This window comes from Pseudomonas sp. HTZ2 (assembly GCF_033173945.1).
In the GTDB taxonomy this organism is placed as follows: Bacteria; Pseudomonadota; Gammaproteobacteria; order Pseudomonadales; family Pseudomonadaceae; genus Aquipseudomonas; species Aquipseudomonas guariconensis.
Map to the genome: position 1 here is coordinate 2,228,113 of NZ_CP137332.1, position 16,760 is coordinate 2,244,872.

Here is a 16,760-nt window from a genome sequence, read left to right on the forward strand (position 1 = left end):
CCATGGCCTGGCTGATCTGTGCCCTTTGCCTGTTCGCAGGCTTTGTCCTGTTGAGCTTGCAGGCGCTGCGCCAGGTCCGCGCCCGGCAGATGATCGCACGGCGTTTGCAAGGCCAGCTGGCCCGTGAGGAGCGGCTGGGAGACTGGCTGCATTGGCTGGGCAACTCGGCCTTGGGCCGACGTCTGCAGACCCTGGACAGCGAAACCCAGACCCTGCTGGAGCGAGTGGGTTGGCGTCGTAGCCGTCACCGGGCGTTGTTCGCGGCCGTGCAACTGGGGCTGCCGGTGTTGGCGGCGGGCCTGACGCTGTTGCTACAGCAGGGCCTGGTGTCGGGCGGCTTTGGCCATGGGGTGGTGTTGCCCCTGTGTGCCCTGGGGGTGGGCTACCTGCTGCCCAAGCGCCTGCTGGCGATGGCCGCATTGCGCCGCCAGCAGCGCATCGCCCAGGAGGTGAGCCTGGTGATCCCGCTGCTGCGCATTTTGTTCGAGAGCGGCTTGGCGGTCGAACAGGCCCTGCGGGTGCTGAGCCACGAGAGCCGCACGTTGGTGCCGCATGTGAGTGAAGAGCTGCGGCTGGTCCTGCAACGCGTGGACTCCGGGCTTGCGTTGGGGCCGGAGTTGGAAAAGACCGCACGCCTGCTGGCGGTGGACGAATTCATCGACACCTGCGTGATCCTGCGCCAGTTGCTGGTGCAGGGCAGCGGTGCGATGAAGTCGCTGCTGGGCCTTAAGACCTTGCTCGATGATCGGCGCCTGACGCGTCTGCAGGAGCGGGTTTCGAAGATGTCGGCAAAGATGTCGGCGGTGATGATGATGTTCTTGTTCCCGGCCTTGATCATCGTCCTGGCCGGACCGGGTTTCACCGCACTGACGCGGGCCCTGGCGTTCTGAGGAAGGAAGAGTCGGATGAAAGCGATCCTGTTGTTCACCGGTCTGTTTTTGCTGGCAGGCTGTGCGGGCCAGCCACCCGAGGGGTTTGCCAGGTTGCTGGGCACCTCGTCCTGCGGCAAGCCCACCGCCGACCAGCAACTGGCACTGAACCTGGCGGACGAGATGCTCAACGACGGGCGCCCGCACGCCAGCTATGCGCACCTGCAGCAACTGCCGGACGACCTCGATCAGGTGCGCTTGCGCAAAGCCAAGGTGCTGCGCCTGCTTGGGCGCAGCGAAGCCGAACCGCTTTACCGCAGCCTGCTCGGCGGCTGCCTGGCGGCCGAAGCCGAGCATGGCCTGGGCCAGCTTGCCTCGGCGCGGGGGGACGATGTACAGGCGCTGCGCAACTTGCAGCGGGCGGTGCTTCTGGCGCCAACCGACGAGAAGGTGCGCAATGACCTGGGAGTGGTGCTGATGAACCTGGGCGATCATGAACAGGCGCGCTTCGAGTTCCTGACCGCCATCGAGCTCAAGGACGACAACCCGCTGCCGGCAGTCAACCTGGTGACCCTGTCGCTGGTCGAGGACAATTGGCAGCAGGCCGCCGACCTGGTGACCCGGCTAGGGCTCAAGCCGGAGCAGTTCGCCGAGGCCCAGGCGCGGGCCAAGCAGTTGAAGGAGACCGGGCGTGGCTCGGTGGGTTGAAGACAAAGGAGGCGTTGCCATGTTCAAGCCAATGATGGTTGTGCTCTGCCTTTCCTGCCCACTGCTCGCTCAGGCCGAGGACCCACCTCGCCGGCCGCCGCCGGACACTGGCGCCGAAGCCTGGTTGCGGGTGCAGGCGAGCAACCAGCAGGCCTCGCCGAAACCCCAGAGGCAGAGCGCGAAGGAGCGGGAGTTGTCCCTACAGCGCTGGCTGGACAGCTACAAGTATCCGATCCCCGATGCCTTCCGCTATCAGTCGATGAGCACCACCGGTAACTGACGCAGCCAACGCCTGCCGGTCCTGCGCAGACCATGAGCGCGGCACGCTACCTGTGGGAACGGGCATCGGCGAGCGAGCCGGCAACAGGCTACAAGCCTGTGCCGTTCAGTGGGTGGAGAAGCGCTGGCTCAGCGGCGAAGCGCCTGGCATCAGCGCCAAGGCCAGTTGGGTGCGGTTGTGCATGTGGGTCAGACGCAGCACCTGCGACACGTAGAGCTTGACGGTGTTCTCGGTAATCCCGAGCTCACAGGCGATCTGGTAGTTGGTCTTGCCCTTGCCCACGAGCCTGGCCACTTCCAGCTGACGCGGCGAGAGCTTGTCGAAGACCGGGGGCAGCTCGGCCTCGGGCTCTTCGAGGTCCGTGGCGCGGCGATGCATGCCTTGGCCGCGGGCTTTCTCCAGGTCTTGGTAAAGGATATCGATGGACTCGGCCAGCTCCTGCAAGCGTTGGTTCAGGTGCCCCAGTTCATGAATGTTGCGTTGGCGTTCGAGCAGCGCTTGCTCCTGGCGTCGCACGCCTTCGAGCAGCTCCTGCAGGTCGACGGGCTTCTGGTAGTAATCGGCGAACCCTTCCCGCAGGGCGCGGATGATGTCCTGCTTCTCGGCTTGTCCGGTCAGCATGATCGCTTCGAACACGCGCTGGCGACCGGTGAGTTTCTTGAGCGCATGGACCATCTCGATGCCATCGATCTGGGGGAGGTGTAGATCGCACAGGACCAAGCCGATCTGCTCGTCGGCCTGGTAGCGCTCAATGCCTTGCATGGCGCTGTTGGCCGGGGTGCAGGCGTAGCCGTGAAGTTCGAGATATTCACACAGCTGTTCGACCACCTCTGGCTGGTCATCGACGACCAGAATCTTCACCGTGCTGGGCTGTTTGTTCACGATCAACTCCCTGTTCGTTCTGGGCCCTTGTTCCTGCGCATGAACGCTAAAGACGGTAGCTGGTGTTGGTGGTTTTGTACAAGGTTTGTATAGTTTTTGGTGTCGTTACTGAATCCATACGGCTGTCAGCAGAAAACCCACCAGCACATAGGGCGCGAAGGGTTGTTTGTCGCCGACTTCCTCGGCCAGTTTCTGCAGGCGCTTTTTCACCTTGGGATTGAGCAGGATCCACAGCCTGCGGCGGCCAAGCAGCCAGGCCAGCACGGTGATGCCGGCGCCGATGAAAGTGCCAAGCACGTACGGGGGGCTGGTGGCCAGGGCCAGGGCGCCCATCAGCTTGACGTCGCCAGCGCCGAAGCGGCCAAGCATGTAGCCGGGGAGGGTGAGCAGCATGACGATGGCCAGTGCCCAACCGGCATCGCTGGGTTCGGCGCCGATCCAGCTGCGCCCGGTGGCGAACAACCAGACCAAGGCACAAGCCGCAACGCCCAGGGTCAGAGCGTTGGAGAGCTGCCGTTCGCGGATATCTTGTTCGGTGCACAAGGCAAGCCACATCAGGAGAACAATGCTTTGCATTGGCAAAATGCCATCCCTATTCGTTGAACGGTTCTATGCTGTGTTTCAGGTGTCATAGTCAGGGTAGACGCGAACATGAAAGCAAGCCTGGCAAGACGGCAAAAAGGTGCGGCTGCCATCGAGTTCGTCGCAGTCTTCATGGTTTTTTTCGCGGTGTTCTACGGGTTGGTCAGCTATGCGTTGCCGATGCTGATGGTGCAGTCGTTCAACCAGGCGGCCAGCGAGGCGGTGCGCCGCTGCGTGGCGCTCGAGCCCGGCAGCGCCTTGGCCAGCTACAGCGCCGTGGCACAGCAGGCGATCGACCAGCAGCTGTCCTGGATGCCCGCGGCCTTGGGCTTCAGCGCGGTCAAGGATGCCAAGGTCGAGTTGAGCGGGAAGCTGTTGACCGTAACCATTCAATACCCGCGTGAGCGCCTGACCCGCGTGTTGCCATTGCTGGTGCTGCCTGTGATCGGTGAAGTACCACGCTTGCCCGAGCAGTTGCAGGCCAAAGCGAGTCTGCAACTGTGACCGGGCTGTTCGACCGTTGGCGCGGCGGCACGCAGCCAGCTGTTTCCGAGCCTGAGGCGCCTGCCGCCGTTGGCCTGCAACTGTGGCTCGATGGGCAAGGCAGCGTGCAGCGCTTGTCTGGGCCGTTGCGCACCTTGTTGGCGTTGCCCTTCAAAGGTGGTGGCCGGGTCCAGGACTACCTGGAGCGGCACAGCTGGCTGGTGCTGGAAGGGCAGCCTGCCGATTGGCAGGGGCAACCCTTGGATCTGGATTTTCGCACTGCCACGGGCAACCCCCTGTGTACCCGTGGCTGGGTGATGCGCCAGGGCGATGGCTGGTTGTTGCAGCTGTTCGATATCGGCGACCTGCTGCTCGAGCGGACCCACGCCTGGCAGCATCAAGGCGAGTGGCAGTTGGCAAAGGACATCGACCGCGCCTTGCGCGAGTGCAGCGCGGAGCGTTTGACCCAATGTGTGGCGGTGCAATTGCAGCATCTGGCCGAGCACTGGCATGTGCCCGCCGTGCGCCTGATGCTGCCGCAGGCTTCGGGTTGGCGCACCTTCGCCGGTAACGAGACACCTTGGCCGTGGCCGGGCGACGCCCGCCTGCAATCCTGGCTGGACGGTCTGTCGGCGCAACCTCAGACAGCCGCCACGCTGCCTGCAGAACTGCTGACCCTGTGTGGCGGCGTTTCGCTGTTCGTGCTGCCGTACCTTGAAGGCTCGCAGGTCCAGGCCTGGCTGCTGTGTGCCGGCGGGCAGCAGATGCCCGCCGATGCGCACCTGTTGTGGCAGGCCTTGATCGAACCTGTGCTCAGCCGTTATCGGCATGCCCGGCTGCAACAGCAGAGCGGTTACCTGGCGCAGTTGCAGCAACAACTGGGCGCAGGTTGGTGGGCCTGGTCACGCGAGGACGGCCTGCACCTGGACCCGACCCTGGCCGCGCGTCTTGATCTGCCCCACCACCCCAGCCTGGAGCAGTGGCTTGCGCGGCTTCACCCTGCCGACCGGGAGCCGGCGCGCCTGGCCCTGGAGCAGGCCTGCATGGGCGATGACTTGAGCCTGAGCGTGCGTGTGCCGGCGCTCCAAGGGCATGGCGATCCGGCCTGGCTGCATTGGGTGGGCCGGTTGCAGGGCAGCGAGCTGCGCGGTTTTCTGCTCGACATCAGTGCGCTCAAGGCGCAGGAGCTGCAGACGAGCGCGGCGCGCACACGCCTGGAAAGCCTGATCGCCAGTTCACCGGCGGTGATCTACATACAGCGCTACGCCGAAGGTGCGTTGCACAGCGAATTCTTCAGCGCCAGCTTGATGCCGCTGCTGGGCTGGACGCCGGACAGCGAACAGGCCCGCCAGCCGGGCCTGGCCGTGCATCCGGACGACCGCGCATTGTGGCTGGAGCGTACCCGCACCTTGCTGCGCGAGGGCCAGGCCCGTAGCCGCTACCGTCTGCGCGATAGCCGGGGTGGCTACCACTGGATACTCGATGAGGCGCGACTGCTGCGCAACGATATTGGCCAGCCGCTGGAGGTGGTCGGCTTGTGGCTGGATGTCAGCGAGGCCACCGAGGCCGCCGACCGGGTACGCCAGAGCGAGGAGCGCTACCGGGTGCTGGTAGAGGACTCTCCGGCGATGATCTGCCGTTATCGTCCAGACCTGGCCCTGGTGTTCGGCAACCGACCCTTGGCCGACTACCTGCACTGCGCGCCGGAGCAACTGGAGGGTATGAACCTCGGCCAGTGGCTCTCGCAGGAGCAGCGTGAAGCGTTCCTGGCGCGGCTGCAACTGCTGACCCCCGAGCAACCGATGAGCAGCGCGGAGATCTGCCTGCAGTTGCCTGGTCGCGAGCACGCCTGGTGGGTCTGGGCCGACCGCGGGCTGTTCGATGAGCAGGGGCGGCTGCTGGAGATCCAGGCAGTGGGCCGTGACAACACCGAAGTGCGACGCAGCCAGCGGCACCTGCTGCAAGGCGCCAAGATGGCGACGCTCGGCGAGTTGACCACCGGCCTGCTGCATGAAATCAACCAGCCACTGAACGTCATGCGCATGGCGGCGGCCAATGCCCTGAAACGCCTGGAGAACGGCACGGCCGAGCCTGCCTATCTGGAGGATAAGTTGCACCGCATCGAAGCGCAGATCGAGCGTACCGCACGGCTGGTGGACCACATGCGCGTGTTCGGGCGCCGCTCCGAGGTCGAGCGTCAGCGCTTCGCAGCCTGGAGCGCGGTGCAGGAGGCGACGGCGATGCTCGAGGAAAGCCTGCGCGGCAAGGGCGTCTCCCTGCGGATCGAGACGCCCGAGGACCAACCGCAGGTGCTGGGGCACAAGGATCAACTGGAGCAGGTAATGATCAACCTCATGATCAATGCCCGCGATGCCCTGCTCGAACAACGCTGCGCCGAGCCCTGGATCAGCATCCGCCAGACCTTGCAGCCTGGGCAGCTGTGCCTGTGGGTGGAGGACAACGGCGGCGGCATCGACCCGCAGGTCCAGGCGCGTATTTTCGAGCCGTTCTTTACCACCAAACCGGCGGGTGTCGGCACCGGGCTAGGACTGTCGGTGAGCCATGGCATCATCGAAGCCATGGAAGGCAGCCTGAGCGTGGCCAACGGAGCCGAGGGCGCGTGCTTCAGGGTGTGTCTGCCGGTTTACAGCACCAACTGAGCGCGGCCGCTGGAACAACTGAGGTTCGCCCCGACTTCGGCGTTGACCAGATCGATGCCGAGCATCTTGAGGAGCATTTCCACCAACGGATCGATGATCGGGCTGAGCAGGTTCTTGATCAGCGGTTCGAGGATGCTCTTCACACCGTCGAGCAGGCCTGCGGTCAACACCAAGATCTTGCCCAGGCCACTGTTCGCAGTGGGTTCGTAGGCCTCCAGGTGGATCCCCAGCAAGGTGTCGCTGAGGCTGCCCACCACATTGCTGTTGGCGGTCGCCATCGCCTGATAGCGCGGATCGAGACCAATATCGGGCGGCTCGCTCGCGCCTTGGAAGACCAAGTCATGTTCGCCCTGGCCGTACCCCAGTACCTTGCTGTCGACACGCACGCCGATGCCGCCACCGGCGAAGGGCACGCGGGTGCCGCAGACTGGCGGCAGGATCAACACGCGGCTGCAGACATTGGTGCCGATGTCGATCAAAGGCAGGGCCTTGTTCGCAGCGGTGCCCTGGGCGAAAAACGTGTCGGGCGAGTCGAACCTGCCCACCGAGATCTTCACGGCGGAGCGGTCGGTGAGGGTAGTGAGGCGCTTGGGGGAGCAACTGTAACTGCTCGTCAACGGCGGCTTGAGGCGGCTGGTGGCTTCGCCTATCTCCAGGCCGATATCCAGGTGAAGCTTGTCCGGCATCAGCTTGATGTCGCTGACCTTGCACGGAATGCCCAGGCTACAGGTCAGCGATTGCACGGTGCCGAACAGGTTCAGGCTGAGCAGATTGTTCAGCACGTTGGTCAAGGGGGCCGCCAGGTCGAGCACGGCGTTTACCAGGCCGACGACGCTGTCCAGCAACGGCAGATCGACCGACACCAGGACTTTGACCTGGGCGGTATGCACCCTGAGCTCATCTTTTGATGGGTCACCCACCGAGGAAATCTGTTGTGGCTCTATGACTTTCACCCGTACTCGACCATTGGCCAGGCCAAGCACGCTGGGCGAGAGGTCGATGCCTGCGGCGCTGTCGCTGGCTGCGACCATGAGCATGCCATGGACCAACTGAAGCAACTGAAGGCTAGCATCGAGCCCGGCCTTGGCGGTGCCGTTCTGGATATCGACCAGCTCCCCCAGATGCAATGAACTGCCGCTGCCGGCCAGTGCCACCTTGCCCAGGTTCGATACCACGTCAACCGCGGTGCCACTTTGCTGCAGGACTTTCACGGCGGCTTGCAGCAGTTGGGTTGCGCTGGCGTTCGTGTCGAGCAGGGTCTGGTAGTCGCCGGCTTTGATGTTCAGGTCCACTGCCAACTGATCCAGGTACTTGAGTAGATTGAGTTGGGTGTCGGCCAGGCCCTGCCAGCCGGCAACGTCGAGCTGCAGGTTGCCACCCAGGGGGGCGAGCAGAGCATTGAGCAGCGCCGCCTGGCGGGTGTCGATCTTCACCAGTGTGCTGCGGATTCGCAGCATCGCCTGCGGTTGCGTGGGCACTGAGGCCACGGCGCTGGCAGTCAAAGTGCTGGTCAAGGGCAAACCATCGCCTTTGACCAAGGCAAAGACACCGGCGGCAACGCTGGTGGGGACGGTGTTGCTGACCTGCACCCTGATTGCCTCATTGCGCGAGGCATCGACGGTGAAGGTGCGCAGGTGGTCGGCCCCGGTTTGCACATGGCCACAACTGGCCACCAGCGGGTTGCTCGGATCATGGCCATTGCGGGTGGCGGCGGTGCGCGCAAGGGTGGGGGCCTGGGGACCGGTGCCGGTGCACACGGCGTGCTGGCCAGCCGCCTCCAATGCTGCCATGTCGGCGATGCGCTGAAGTTTACGCTGCTCCAGATAAAGCCGGCCGCTGTCGACCACCAGCAGCATGAACAGCAGGGCAAGGCCCAGCGTGAGCGCGGCCATCAGGCCGATCGCGCCGCGTTGGCGTGCGGGATAACGAAGAACCACGGGCACTCCTTTGCAGGCCTCTGGCCAAGCAGCGCGGCGGCGGTGAAAGGAGTGTAGTAAAGGTGATGGCTAATTGCCGTGTTTGCTTGGTCGATCGTGACGACCTTGCCGGCCCGTGTTCGCGGCTTATCCCGCGAACACGGGCGAAGCCCGTGCCATCACTGCATCGTCTGTTTACTGCCGGCGCGGTGGATAGTGCGACATCACCTGGGTGACGGTCTTCTGGATCGCAGTGTTGCGTTCTTCCGGGCCGGGCGGGTAGTTGTTCATGATCTGTTCGGCGCTGGCACGCCAGACCAGCTTGCCGTCACGACCGTCGAACATGTCCACCTGGATGGTCGCGACCTTGTAGTCGACGCTACGGGTCTCGTTGTACATCGGCCCGCCCCAATAACCTCCCCAGTACCCACCCCAGGCGCCGCCGTAGTTGGTGGTGATCTGCTGCTGGCGTTCCTCGACGATGAGGTAGGCGCGTACCTTCACATCGGCCTGGGCATTGCCCTGCACCGGTCTCAGGCCGCGTTGGTCGAGCTGGTCGGCCACGGCCTGGCGGATGCGCTGCTCGGTCAGGTCGCTCTTGATCCGTGGGTCGTCCGGGCGGTACTGCAACGCCGGTTCCTGCCAGGCCCAGCTGCGGTAGGCAGCGAAGTCACGGCTGGCGTCGAAATCCTGGGTGACGTTGTTGTTGGCGCAGGCGGTGAGCAACAACGCGAATGACAACAGAACGAGGCGGCGCAACATGATGGTTCTCCGTTGGACACTAACTGGGAGGATAGCCGCTCAGCGCCTTGCCCACTGACTCGCGCAAAGCGTTTTCGCGGTCCCGAGGCGAGTCCTTGCCGCTGCCACTCTCGGCGCTGGCGCTCCATACCGGTTGGCCGTCGCGCGCGTCGAACAGGTCGATGCGCACCACCATGACTTCGACTTCATAGGTGCGCACGATCGGCACGCTGCCATAGGCGCCATAGCCATTGCGATAACCGCCATAGCCGATGCTGCCGTAGGGGTACGGGCCGTAGTAGGGGTCGTAATAGTCGTAGTCACGCACCTGGCGCAGGCGACGCTCCAGACGGATATCGGCGCTTACCAGAAGGTCCGCGGCATTGCCGCGTGCAGGACGCAAACCATGCTGGTCGAGGGCGCTGCTGACCGCCTCGGCCAGTTGCGCAGGGTCGGCGTTGGCATTGGCACTTGGCGGCTGGCCGTCGCGCCAGCGCCAGCTGCGATAGCGGCCGTAGTCGCGCGGCGGTGCAGGATAAGCGCTGGCATCGAAGGTGTTGGCTGCCTGGGCCGGTGCCGGCGGCAATGGCCGGCTACTGGCGACATAAGGGTTGCTGCCCTGGCAGGCAGCCAGGGTCAGGGTGAGCAATGCCAGGCAGAGTTGCGGGTACGGCATGGGGTCCTCCCGGCAAGCGGGTCAATGCGGTCGGCAGATCCAGTGCAGATAGCGGCCAAGCCCAGCGAAGCTGGGGTGGCGGCGATGTGCGAGCTCCATCTCCAGTAGGTCGAGCAGCTCGGCCTTGGCCTGGAAGTCCTTGGGCATGTAGTCATGGAACACCCGCACGCCACTTTCACTTTCGACTTGCCACATGGGTTCAAGTTGCGCCTTGAGCTCCCTTGGATCAAGCGGTTTCTGCGGAGTCAGGCTCTGGCTTTCACCCGCTAGGCGGTTGCTGCGCAACTTGCGGAAATGGCCTTTGAGCAGGTTGCGGTAGACCAGCGCGTCGCGGTTGTAGAACGCCAAGGACAACCAGCCGGCAGGTGCGGTCAACTGGTGCAGCACCGGCAGGATGCTCTCGGGTTCGGCCAGCCATTCCAGCACGGCGTGGCACAGCACAAGGTCGAACGGCTCGGTCAGCTGGCCGAGCAGGTCCTGCCAGGGCGCCTGGATGAAGGTGGCTGCCTGGCCGGCCTCGGCAAAGCGGGCGCGGGCACCGTCGAGCATGGGCGCGGCGGGTTCGGCGAGGGTCAGGTGGTGGCCGCGTTCGGCCAGCCACAGGGCCATGTGGCCCAAGCCTGCGCCGATGTCCAGCACGCGCAAGGGACGGTCGGGCAGGGCTTCGGCGAGGTCGGCCTGAAGGACCGCGAGGCGGATCGCGCCTTTGGCGCCGCCATAGATCTTCTCGGCGAAACGGGTGGCCAATTCATCGAAATGACGGTCGTTCATTTGGCGAAGCGCCTCTCGCTGTCAGCTAGCTTGGCACGCACCACTTCGTTCATGTCCAGCCCCAGTTCGCTGCACAGCAGCAACAGGTAGAGGACGATATCGCCCACTTCCTGGCCGGCGTGGGCGAGTTTTTCAGGGGGAAGCTGGCGCGACTGATCCTCGGTCAGCCATTGGAAGATCTCCACCAGTTCAGCCATTTCGACACTGGCCGCCATGGCCAGGTTCTTGGGGCTGTGGAAGCCGCGCCAGTCGTTGGTGTCGCGGATCCGGTGCAGGCGTTCAGTCAGTTCTTGCAGGTTCATTGGGCTCTCCTAATGGCGCATAGCTTCGGATGAGCCTGGCTGCAAAGCAAGCGCCTCGGGCTGCATGGCAGCCCCAGGGCTAGAGCGGGGACCAGCGCCCGAGCATGTGCACCAGCGCCCCATGCCCCTCCAGGCGCAGCACACCTTCCGGCCCGGCTTCGCTGGCACTGAGCACCACCTCCGAAGGCAAGCGCACGGGTTTGTGGAAATCCACCGCGAAGGCATAGCCGCTGGCCGGCAGATGGCCGCGCAAGGCGGCCATCGCCATGGCCTTGGTCCACATGCCATGGGCGATGGCGGTAGGGAAGCCGAACAGGCGGGCGCTGGAGGCGCTCAGGTGGATCGGATTGTAGTCGCCGCACACCTTGGCGTAGCGCCGGCCAATATCACTGTCGGCGTACCACCGGGTGACCTCCGGCAGGTTGCCGGGTTCGACGGTCTGCACCTCGTCCTCCTGGCCTTCCAAACGCAGGCCGCGCACCAGCATCCGGCTGGTTTCCCGCCAGAGCAGACCCAGCCCATCCTCGGCCTCGGTGACCAGATCGAAGGTGCCGCCTTTGGCGTGGGGCTGCAGGTTGTCGGCGTAGACCGCAAAGCGCAGGCCATCGATACCGCCCAGCGGACGATGGACCTGGATTTCGTTGTGCAGGTGGACCAAACCGAGCAGCGGGAAAGGGAAGCGATGGGCCGTGAGCAACTGGAGCTGCAGGGTGAAGGCCATGATGTGGGGATAGGTCGGCGGCAGGCGGCCGTGGTCGGCGAAATGGCACAGTCGGCGATAGGCCGCCAGGTTGTCGGGCTGAACCCGCAGGAAACAGCGCAGGCCGGCCTCGGGCAATCGGTCGCCGCTGATACCGCGTTTGCGCAACGCCCGCAGGTAAAGGCTGGCGCGTGCGTCGGTGTTGTGCAGGTCGTGCCATGAACGGGTCATTGTCATGCCCCCATCAGTGCCTGGCCGCAGACCCGCAGGACTTGGCCATTGACCGCGCCCGTGCCGGGCTGGCTGAGCCAGGCGATGGCCTCGGCGACGTCCTGTGGCACGCCGCCCTGGCCCAGCGAACTCAGGCGTCGTCCGGCTTCGCGCAGGCCCATGGGCATGGCGGCGGTCATGTGGGTTTCGATAAAGCCTGGGGCCACGGCATTGATGCTGGCGCCCTGCTTGGCCAGCTTGGGTGCCCAGGCTTGGGCGAAGCCGATCAGGCCGGCCTTGCTCGCTGCGTAATTGGACTGCCCGCGATTGCCGCCGATGCCGCTGACCGAGGCGAGCAGGGTGATGCGCGCCCCGTCGTGAAGCTTGCCGGCGTCGAACAACGCTTGGGTCAGGACTTGCGGGGCCTTGAGGTTCACGGCCAGCACCGCGTCCCAATATTCGGGCGTCATGTTGGCCAGGGTCTTGTCGCGGGTGATGCCGGCGTTGTGCACCAGGATGTCGAGGCCGTCGGGCAGGGCTTCGACCAGCTTGGCTGGGGCATCGCTGGCGCAGATGTCCAGGGCCAGGGCCTCGCCACCCAGGCGGGCGGCAAGGGCGTCGAGGTCTTTTTGTGCCTGTGGAACATCCAGCAGGATGACGTCCGCGCCATCGCGGGCCAGGGTCTCGGCGATGGCTGCGCCAATCCCTCGGGCGGCACCGGTCACCAGGGCGCGGCGGCCGGCCAGCGGGCGGGTCCAGTCCTCGACGTGGTTGGCGCAAGGGCCCAGGCGCAGAACTTGGCCGCTGATGAAGGCACTGCGGGGCGACAGGAAGAAGCGCAAGGCGCCTTCGAGCTGGTCTTCGGCGGCCTTGTCGACATACAGCAACTGCACGGTGGCACCGTCGCGCAGTTCCTTGCCCAGTGAACGGCTGAAGCCTTCCAGGGCGCGCTGGGCCACGCTGGCCTGCGGGTCGTCGAGTCTTTCGGGCGCGCGCCCGAGGATCACCACATGGGCGCAGCGGGCCAAGCTGCGCAGCAGCGGCTGGAAGAACTCACGCAATTGGCGCAAATCGTCGCTGTCGGCCAGATGGCTGGCATCGAATACCACGGCCTTGAGCTTCGGCCCCAGGCCGGCGACCCAGGTCTGCGCCTGCAGCCCTTCGCCGTTGAAGCTGTAGAGGGTGTCGGTCAGGCGTGGAGCGATGGCCTCCACCTGGACTGCCAGGGGCCCACCTCCGAGCACCAGGGCACCCTCCACGGGACGCAGGCGCCCTGCCTGCCATCGCTCCAGCGGCGCCGGACGGGGCAGGCCCAAGGCATCGACGAGGCGTCGGCCAAGGTTGGAGTTGGCAAAGCCGAGATAGCGGTCGCTCATGTGCGGGTCTCCCAGGGGACAAGCTTGCAAGTGTGGACCAAGTTTGTGTCGAGGTCGTTCGACTGCGGTAAAAACACCTAGTCTGTACGGATCAAATTGTTTCAGAAGGAACATGCGCCATGGTTTCACCCCGCCGCGTCGCGATCCTGGGCGCCAACCGAATACCGTTTGCCCGCTCCAACGGCGTCTATGCCAAGGCTAGCAACCAGGCGATGCTCACCGCCGCGCTCGAGGGCCTCATTGAGCGCTGCCATCTGCATGGCTTGCGCCTGGGCGAGGTGGCCGCGGGCGCGGTGGTCAAACATGCCCGCGACATGAGCCTGACCCGCGAGAGCGTGCTGGGCTCACGACTTTCGGCACAGACACCGGCCTATGACCTTCAGCTGGCCTGTGGCACGGGCCTGGAGGTGGCGCTGCTGTCGGCCAACAAGATTGCCCTCGGGCAGATCGACTGTGCCATCGCCGGCGGCGTGGACACCGCCTCGGACGCCCCGATCGCCGTCAGCCCGGGCCTGCGGCGCATCCTGTTGCAGGCCAACAGCGCCAGAACCTGGCCCGAGCGGCTCAAGCCGTTCCTCAAGCTGCGTCCCAGGCACTTTCTACCTGAACTGCCGCGTATCGAAGAGGCGCGCACGGGGCTGTCGATGGGCGAGCATTGCGAGCGCATGGCGCAGACCTGGCAGATTGGTCGTGCCGAGCAGGACGAGCTAGCCCTGCTCAGTCATCAACGTCTGCTGGCCTCGTTCGATGAGGGCTGGCATGAGGACTTGCTCACGCCTTACCTGGGCCTGGCTAGGGACAACAACCTGCGTGCGGACCTGACCTTGGAGCAGTTGGCCAAGCTCAAGCCCGCGTTCGACCGCAGCGGGCAGGGCACCCTGACGGCCGGCAACTCCACACCGCTGACCGATGGCGCATCACTGGTATTGCTGGGCACCGAAGAATGGGCCAGGGAGCACGACTTGCCTGTGCTGGCGTATGTGGTGGATGGCGAGACCGCTGCAGTGGATTTCGTCACCGGTCACGAAGGGCTGTTGATGGCGCCTGTCTACGCGGTACCTCGGTTGTTGGCGCGTAATGGGCTGACCCTGCAGGATTTCGACTACTACGAGATTCACGAGGCCTTCGCCGCCCAGGTGCTGTGCACGCTCAAGGCCTGGGAGGATGAGGAGTACTGCCGCACGCGCCTGGGCCTTGCGCAGCCGTTGGGCGCCATCGATCGCAGCAAGCTCAATGTCAAAGGCAGCTCCCTGGCGACAGGGCATCCGTTCGCGGCTACCGGCGGGCGCATCCTGGCGAACATGGCCAAGTTGCTGGCCACGGCCGGTAAGGGCCGAGGACTGATCTCCATTTGCGCGGCGGGAGGGCAGGGGGTGACGATGATCGTCGAGCGGTGAGGGGCGGCTGGGGCTGCCGTGCAGCCCATCGCAGGCTGTCGCCAGCTCCCACTGGCGCAGTAGCCGATGAACCTTGGCTGTTAGGCTCCGTTGGGCTCCACACCTGGGCGTTGCAGTTCTAGCGCCCGCAGGTCGTGGCCCGTTCGCGGGCAATCGGAGGTGAAACCGCTGCTCCGATTGACCCGCTAAGGGCATGACTCAGGTACGGAACCTGCGCACCAGTGCATCCAGCTCATTGGACAGCCCCGCCAGGCTCTCGGAGTCCTGACGTGCGGCCTGGGCCAGCTCGGCCACCAACTGTGCATCGCCGTGGATCTGGCTGATGTGGCGGTTGATGTCCTCGGCCACCTGATGTTGCTCTTCGGCGGCAGTGGCGATCTGGGTGTTCATGTCGCGAATGATGTCCACCGACTCGCGGATCTGCCCGAAACTGTCACGCGCCAGGCCAATGCGGCTGACCGACTGCTGCGAGACCTCGAGGCTTGCGTGCATCTGCTCTGCGACCTCGGCGGTGCGCGAGGCGAGGTTGCCCAGCAGGCCGTCGATCTCGGCAGTGGAATCGGCGGTGCGCTTAGCCAAGGCGCGGACTTCGTCGGCGACCACGGCAAAGCCACGGCCTTGCTCGCCGGCGCGGGCGGCTTCGATGGCGGCGTTCAGGGCCAGCAGGTTGGTCTGTTCGGCGATCGAACGGATGGTGCCGAGAATCGACTGGATGGCATTGCTGTCGCGTTCCAGTTGCTGGATCGACTGGGCCGACTGCTCGATCTCCTGGCTCAGGCGGTCCACGCTTTGCACCGCCGCGTCGATCTGCTGCTGGCCTTCGCGGGCCTGCTGCTGGCCGCTGTCGGCCGACTGCGCGGCCTGGCTGCAGGAGCGGGCCACTTCGTTGGCGGTGGCGACCATTTCGTGGAAGGCGGTGGAAACCATGTCCACCGACTCGCGTTGGCGGCTGGCCGCTTCGCTCATGTCGCTGGAGACGCGGGTCGAGCTGCTGGAGGTATGCAGGATCTGCCCGGCGGCGGCGCCGATGTGCTGGATCAAACTGCGGATGGCGCCGAGGAACTGGTTGAACCAGTTGGCCAGTTGCGCGGTTTCGTCGCGGCCGTGGATCTCCAGGCTGCGGGTCAGGTCGCCTTCGCCCTGGGCGATGTCTTCCAGGCCGCTGCTGACGCTATTGATCGGCCGCACGATGAGTTTGGCGAAGGCCGCGCCGACACCTGCGAACAGCAAGGCCAGGACCAGGGCGATGGTGCCGATCACCCAGGTCAGGCGGGTGGTGGTCTGCATGACTTCGTCGTGGCGGATCAGGCCGATGAAGGTCCAGCCCGTCTGGGCGTCGGGATAGATGTTGGCCATGTAGCGTTCGCCGCCCAGCTCTACTTCGACCAGGCCCTTGTCGGCCTTGGCCAGGGTGGCATAGCCGTCGCCGAAGCTGTCCAGTTGCTTGAAGTTGTGGTTGGGGTCGCGCGGGTCGACGATCACGTTGCCGTTTTTCTCGACCAACATCAGGTAGCCGGTTTCGCCCAGCTTGATCTGCTTGAGCAGATCAGTCAGTCCATTGAGCGACACATCGATACTCACGACGCCGCCCAGGCTGCCCAGTGCGTTGCCCACCGCGCGTACCACACTGATCTGCACCACGTCGCCGGATGCCCAGTAGTAAGGTGCAGTGCGCAAGGTCTTGCCGGGGTTGGCCAGGGCCAGCTGGTACCAGGGGCGCTGGCGGGGGTCGTAGTTGGCGAAGGTGTCGTCGTTCGGCCAGCCGACGTAGCCGCCGTCGCTCACGCCGTAGGAGATGTAGGCATAGCTGGGATGGGCCTCGGCCAGGCGGGTCATGAACTCGAAGACTTGTTTGTCCTGCTCGCCCAGCTCCCGGGTCGGGTTGGCGGTCAGGTACTTGTTCAGGTTGTTGCCGGTCGCTGCGACCACCGGTTGTGCCGCAATGTAGTTCACGTTCTGCTCGATGCCCTGGAAGAACAGGTTCATCGCATTGCCGACTTGGCGGATTTCCCGGCTGCTGTTGCCGAGGAAGTCTTCACGGGCTTCACTGCGCAGGTTGAGCACCACCAAGGTGGCCACGAGGACGATGGGCAGGCCCGCGATAATGGCGAAGGCCCAGGTCAGTTTTTGCTTGATGTTCATCCACGATCCCCGATTGTTTTTATCGATACCTGAGGCAGGTGTCTTAGACATCGGCAGCATTCGGC

16 protein-coding genes and 1 pseudogene are annotated in these 16,760 nt (G+C 64.9%); 6 read left to right on the plus strand and 11 right to left on the minus strand.

The features are described from left to right. Positions 1–2: 2 nt before the first annotated feature. From R6G97_RS10305 to R6G97_RS10315, 3 genes are read left to right on the plus strand one after another with little or no spacing between them, the layout of a single operon-like run. Entirely contained in the window at positions 3–890 is an 888-nt protein-coding gene (locus tag R6G97_RS10305; protein ID WP_090343098.1) for a type II secretion system F family protein, read from the plus strand. 15 nt (positions 891–905) lie between these two features. Beyond that, positions 906–1,577 (plus strand): hypothetical protein, encoded by a 672-nt coding sequence (locus R6G97_RS10310; protein ID WP_317848065.1) that lies wholly within the window; start codon positions 906–908, stop codon positions 1,575–1,577. A 19-nt stretch (positions 1,578–1,596) separates the two neighbouring features. Continuing rightward, positions 1,597–1,857: a DUF3613 domain-containing protein gene (locus R6G97_RS10315; protein ID WP_090343093.1), complete on the plus strand. Its 261-nt coding sequence runs from the start codon at positions 1,597–1,599 to the stop codon at positions 1,855–1,857. A 105-nt stretch (positions 1,858–1,962) separates the two neighbouring features. On the opposite strand, the gene R6G97_RS10320 is transcribed toward R6G97_RS10315, so the two are convergent. Beyond that, complete coding sequence (locus tag R6G97_RS10320; protein ID WP_043207980.1) at positions 1,963–2,739, minus strand: response regulator transcription factor; 777 nt, start codon at positions 2,737–2,739, stop codon at positions 1,963–1,965. A gap of 105 nt (positions 2,740–2,844) precedes the next feature. Further along, a complete protein-coding gene (locus R6G97_RS10325) occupies positions 2,845–3,315 on the minus strand; it encodes an A24 family peptidase (RefSeq protein WP_043207863.1) in 471 nt (156 codons plus the stop codon). A 75-nt stretch (positions 3,316–3,390) separates the two neighbouring features. Here R6G97_RS10325 and R6G97_RS10330 point away from each other — a divergent pair, with 75 nt between their 5' ends. Both R6G97_RS10330 and R6G97_RS10335 read left to right on the plus strand, forming a co-directional pair. Next, positions 3,391–3,825, plus strand: a complete 435-nt coding sequence (locus R6G97_RS10330; RefSeq protein WP_043207861.1) for a TadE/TadG family type IV pilus assembly protein — start codon at positions 3,391–3,393, stop codon at positions 3,823–3,825. Beyond that, positions 3,822–6,464, plus strand: a complete 2,643-nt coding sequence (locus R6G97_RS10335; protein WP_317848066.1) for a PAS domain-containing sensor histidine kinase — start codon at positions 3,822–3,824, stop codon at positions 6,462–6,464. The genes R6G97_RS10330 and R6G97_RS10335 overlap by 4 nt, the downstream gene beginning before the upstream one ends. On the opposite strand, the gene R6G97_RS10340 is transcribed toward R6G97_RS10335, so the two are convergent. The 7 genes from R6G97_RS10340 to R6G97_RS10370 all read right to left on the minus strand — a co-directional run bounded on the left by R6G97_RS10340 (position 6,449) and on the right by R6G97_RS10370 (position 13,156). Next, a complete protein-coding gene (locus tag R6G97_RS10340; RefSeq protein WP_043207857.1) occupies positions 6,449–8,401 on the minus strand; it encodes a pilus assembly protein TadG-related protein in 1,953 nt (650 codons plus the stop codon). The two genes, R6G97_RS10335 and R6G97_RS10340, sit on opposite strands and share 16 nt — an antisense overlap. 174 nt (positions 8,402–8,575) lie before the next feature. After that, complete coding sequence (locus tag R6G97_RS10345; RefSeq protein WP_070572672.1) at positions 8,576–9,142, minus strand: DUF4136 domain-containing protein; 567 nt, start codon at positions 9,140–9,142, stop codon at positions 8,576–8,578. Positions 9,143–9,161: 19 nt separating this feature from the next. Beyond that, complete coding sequence (locus tag R6G97_RS10350; RefSeq protein WP_043207854.1) at positions 9,162–9,797, minus strand: DUF4136 domain-containing protein; 636 nt, start codon at positions 9,795–9,797, stop codon at positions 9,162–9,164. Between the two features lie 21 nt (positions 9,798–9,818). Beyond that, positions 9,819–10,568, minus strand: a complete 750-nt coding sequence (locus R6G97_RS10355; protein ID WP_090343088.1) for a methyltransferase domain-containing protein — start codon at positions 10,566–10,568, stop codon at positions 9,819–9,821. Then, the gene (locus R6G97_RS10360; RefSeq protein WP_043207849.1) at positions 10,565–10,870 is read right to left on the minus strand and encodes a MazG-like family protein; all 306 of its coding nucleotides are present in this window, start codon (positions 10,868–10,870) and stop codon (positions 10,565–10,567) included. Before R6G97_RS10360 ends, R6G97_RS10355 begins: the two co-directional genes overlap by 4 nt. A gap of 79 nt (positions 10,871–10,949) precedes the next feature. Then, positions 10,950–11,801: a MaoC family dehydratase gene (locus R6G97_RS10365; RefSeq protein WP_317848067.1), complete on the minus strand. Its 852-nt coding sequence runs from the start codon at positions 11,799–11,801 to the stop codon at positions 10,950–10,952. A gap of 2 nt (positions 11,802–11,803) precedes the next feature. Then, the gene (locus R6G97_RS10370) at positions 11,804–13,156 is read right to left on the minus strand and encodes a 3-oxoacyl-ACP reductase (RefSeq protein ID WP_317848068.1); all 1,353 of its coding nucleotides are present in this window, start codon (positions 13,154–13,156) and stop codon (positions 11,804–11,806) included. A 119-nt stretch (positions 13,157–13,275) separates the two neighbouring features. On the opposite strand from R6G97_RS10370, the gene R6G97_RS10375 reads away from it, so the two are divergent. Continuing rightward, positions 13,276–14,553, plus strand: a complete 1,278-nt coding sequence (locus R6G97_RS10375) for an acetyl-CoA C-acetyltransferase (RefSeq protein WP_043207842.1) — start codon at positions 13,276–13,278, stop codon at positions 14,551–14,553. Between the two features lie 198 nt (positions 14,554–14,751). On the opposite strand, the gene R6G97_RS24955 is transcribed toward R6G97_RS10375, so the two are convergent. Together R6G97_RS24955 and R6G97_RS24960 are read right to left on the minus strand one after the other, a co-directional pair. Then, positions 14,752–15,519 carry a methyl-accepting chemotaxis protein gene (locus R6G97_RS24955; RefSeq protein ID WP_372240773.1) on the minus strand — a complete coding sequence of 256 codons (768 nt, stop codon included), beginning with the start codon at positions 15,517–15,519 and terminating at the stop codon, positions 14,752–14,754. 90 nt (positions 15,520–15,609) lie between these two features. Next, positions 15,610–16,755: pseudogene (locus tag R6G97_RS24960) on the minus strand (cache domain-containing sensor histidine kinase); the annotation flags it as partial. Between the last annotated feature and the right edge of the window lie 5 nt (positions 16,756–16,760).

Coding starts and splice junctions, on each gene's coding strand:
- R6G97_RS10305 (WP_090343098.1), top strand. CDS start 3: ATGGCCTGGCTGATCTGTGCCCTTTGCCTGTTCGCAGGCTTTGTCCTG.
- R6G97_RS10310 (WP_317848065.1), top strand. CDS start 906: ATGAAAGCGATCCTGTTGTTCACCGGTCTGTTTTTGCTGGCAGGCTGT.
- R6G97_RS10315 (WP_090343093.1), top strand. CDS start 1,597: ATGTTCAAGCCAATGATGGTTGTGCTCTGCCTTTCCTGCCCACTGCTC.
- R6G97_RS10325 (WP_043207863.1), bottom strand. CDS start 3,315: ATGCAAAGCATTGTTCTCCTGATGTGGCTTGCCTTGTGCACCGAACAA.
- R6G97_RS10330 (WP_043207861.1), top strand. CDS start 3,391: ATGAAAGCAAGCCTGGCAAGACGGCAAAAAGGTGCGGCTGCCATCGAG.
- R6G97_RS10345 (WP_070572672.1), bottom strand. CDS start 9,142: ATGTTGCGCCGCCTCGTTCTGTTGTCATTCGCGTTGTTGCTCACCGCC.
- R6G97_RS10350 (WP_043207854.1), bottom strand. CDS start 9,797: ATGCCGTACCCGCAACTCTGCCTGGCATTGCTCACCCTGACCCTGGCT.
- R6G97_RS10355 (WP_090343088.1), bottom strand. CDS start 10,568: ATGAACGACCGTCATTTCGATGAATTGGCCACCCGTTTCGCCGAGAAG.
- R6G97_RS10360 (WP_043207849.1), bottom strand. CDS start 10,870: ATGAACCTGCAAGAACTGACTGAACGCCTGCACCGGATCCGCGACACC.
- R6G97_RS10365 (WP_317848067.1), bottom strand. CDS start 11,801: ATGACCCGTTCATGGCACGACCTGCACAACACCGACGCACGCGCCAGC.
- R6G97_RS10370 (WP_317848068.1), bottom strand. CDS start 13,156: ATGAGCGACCGCTATCTCGGCTTTGCCAACTCCAACCTTGGCCGACGC.
- R6G97_RS10375 (WP_043207842.1), top strand. CDS start 13,276: ATGGTTTCACCCCGCCGCGTCGCGATCCTGGGCGCCAACCGAATACCG.
- R6G97_RS24955 (WP_372240773.1), bottom strand. CDS start 15,519: ATGAGCGAAGCGGCCAGCCGCCAACGCGAGTCGGTGGACATGGTTTCC.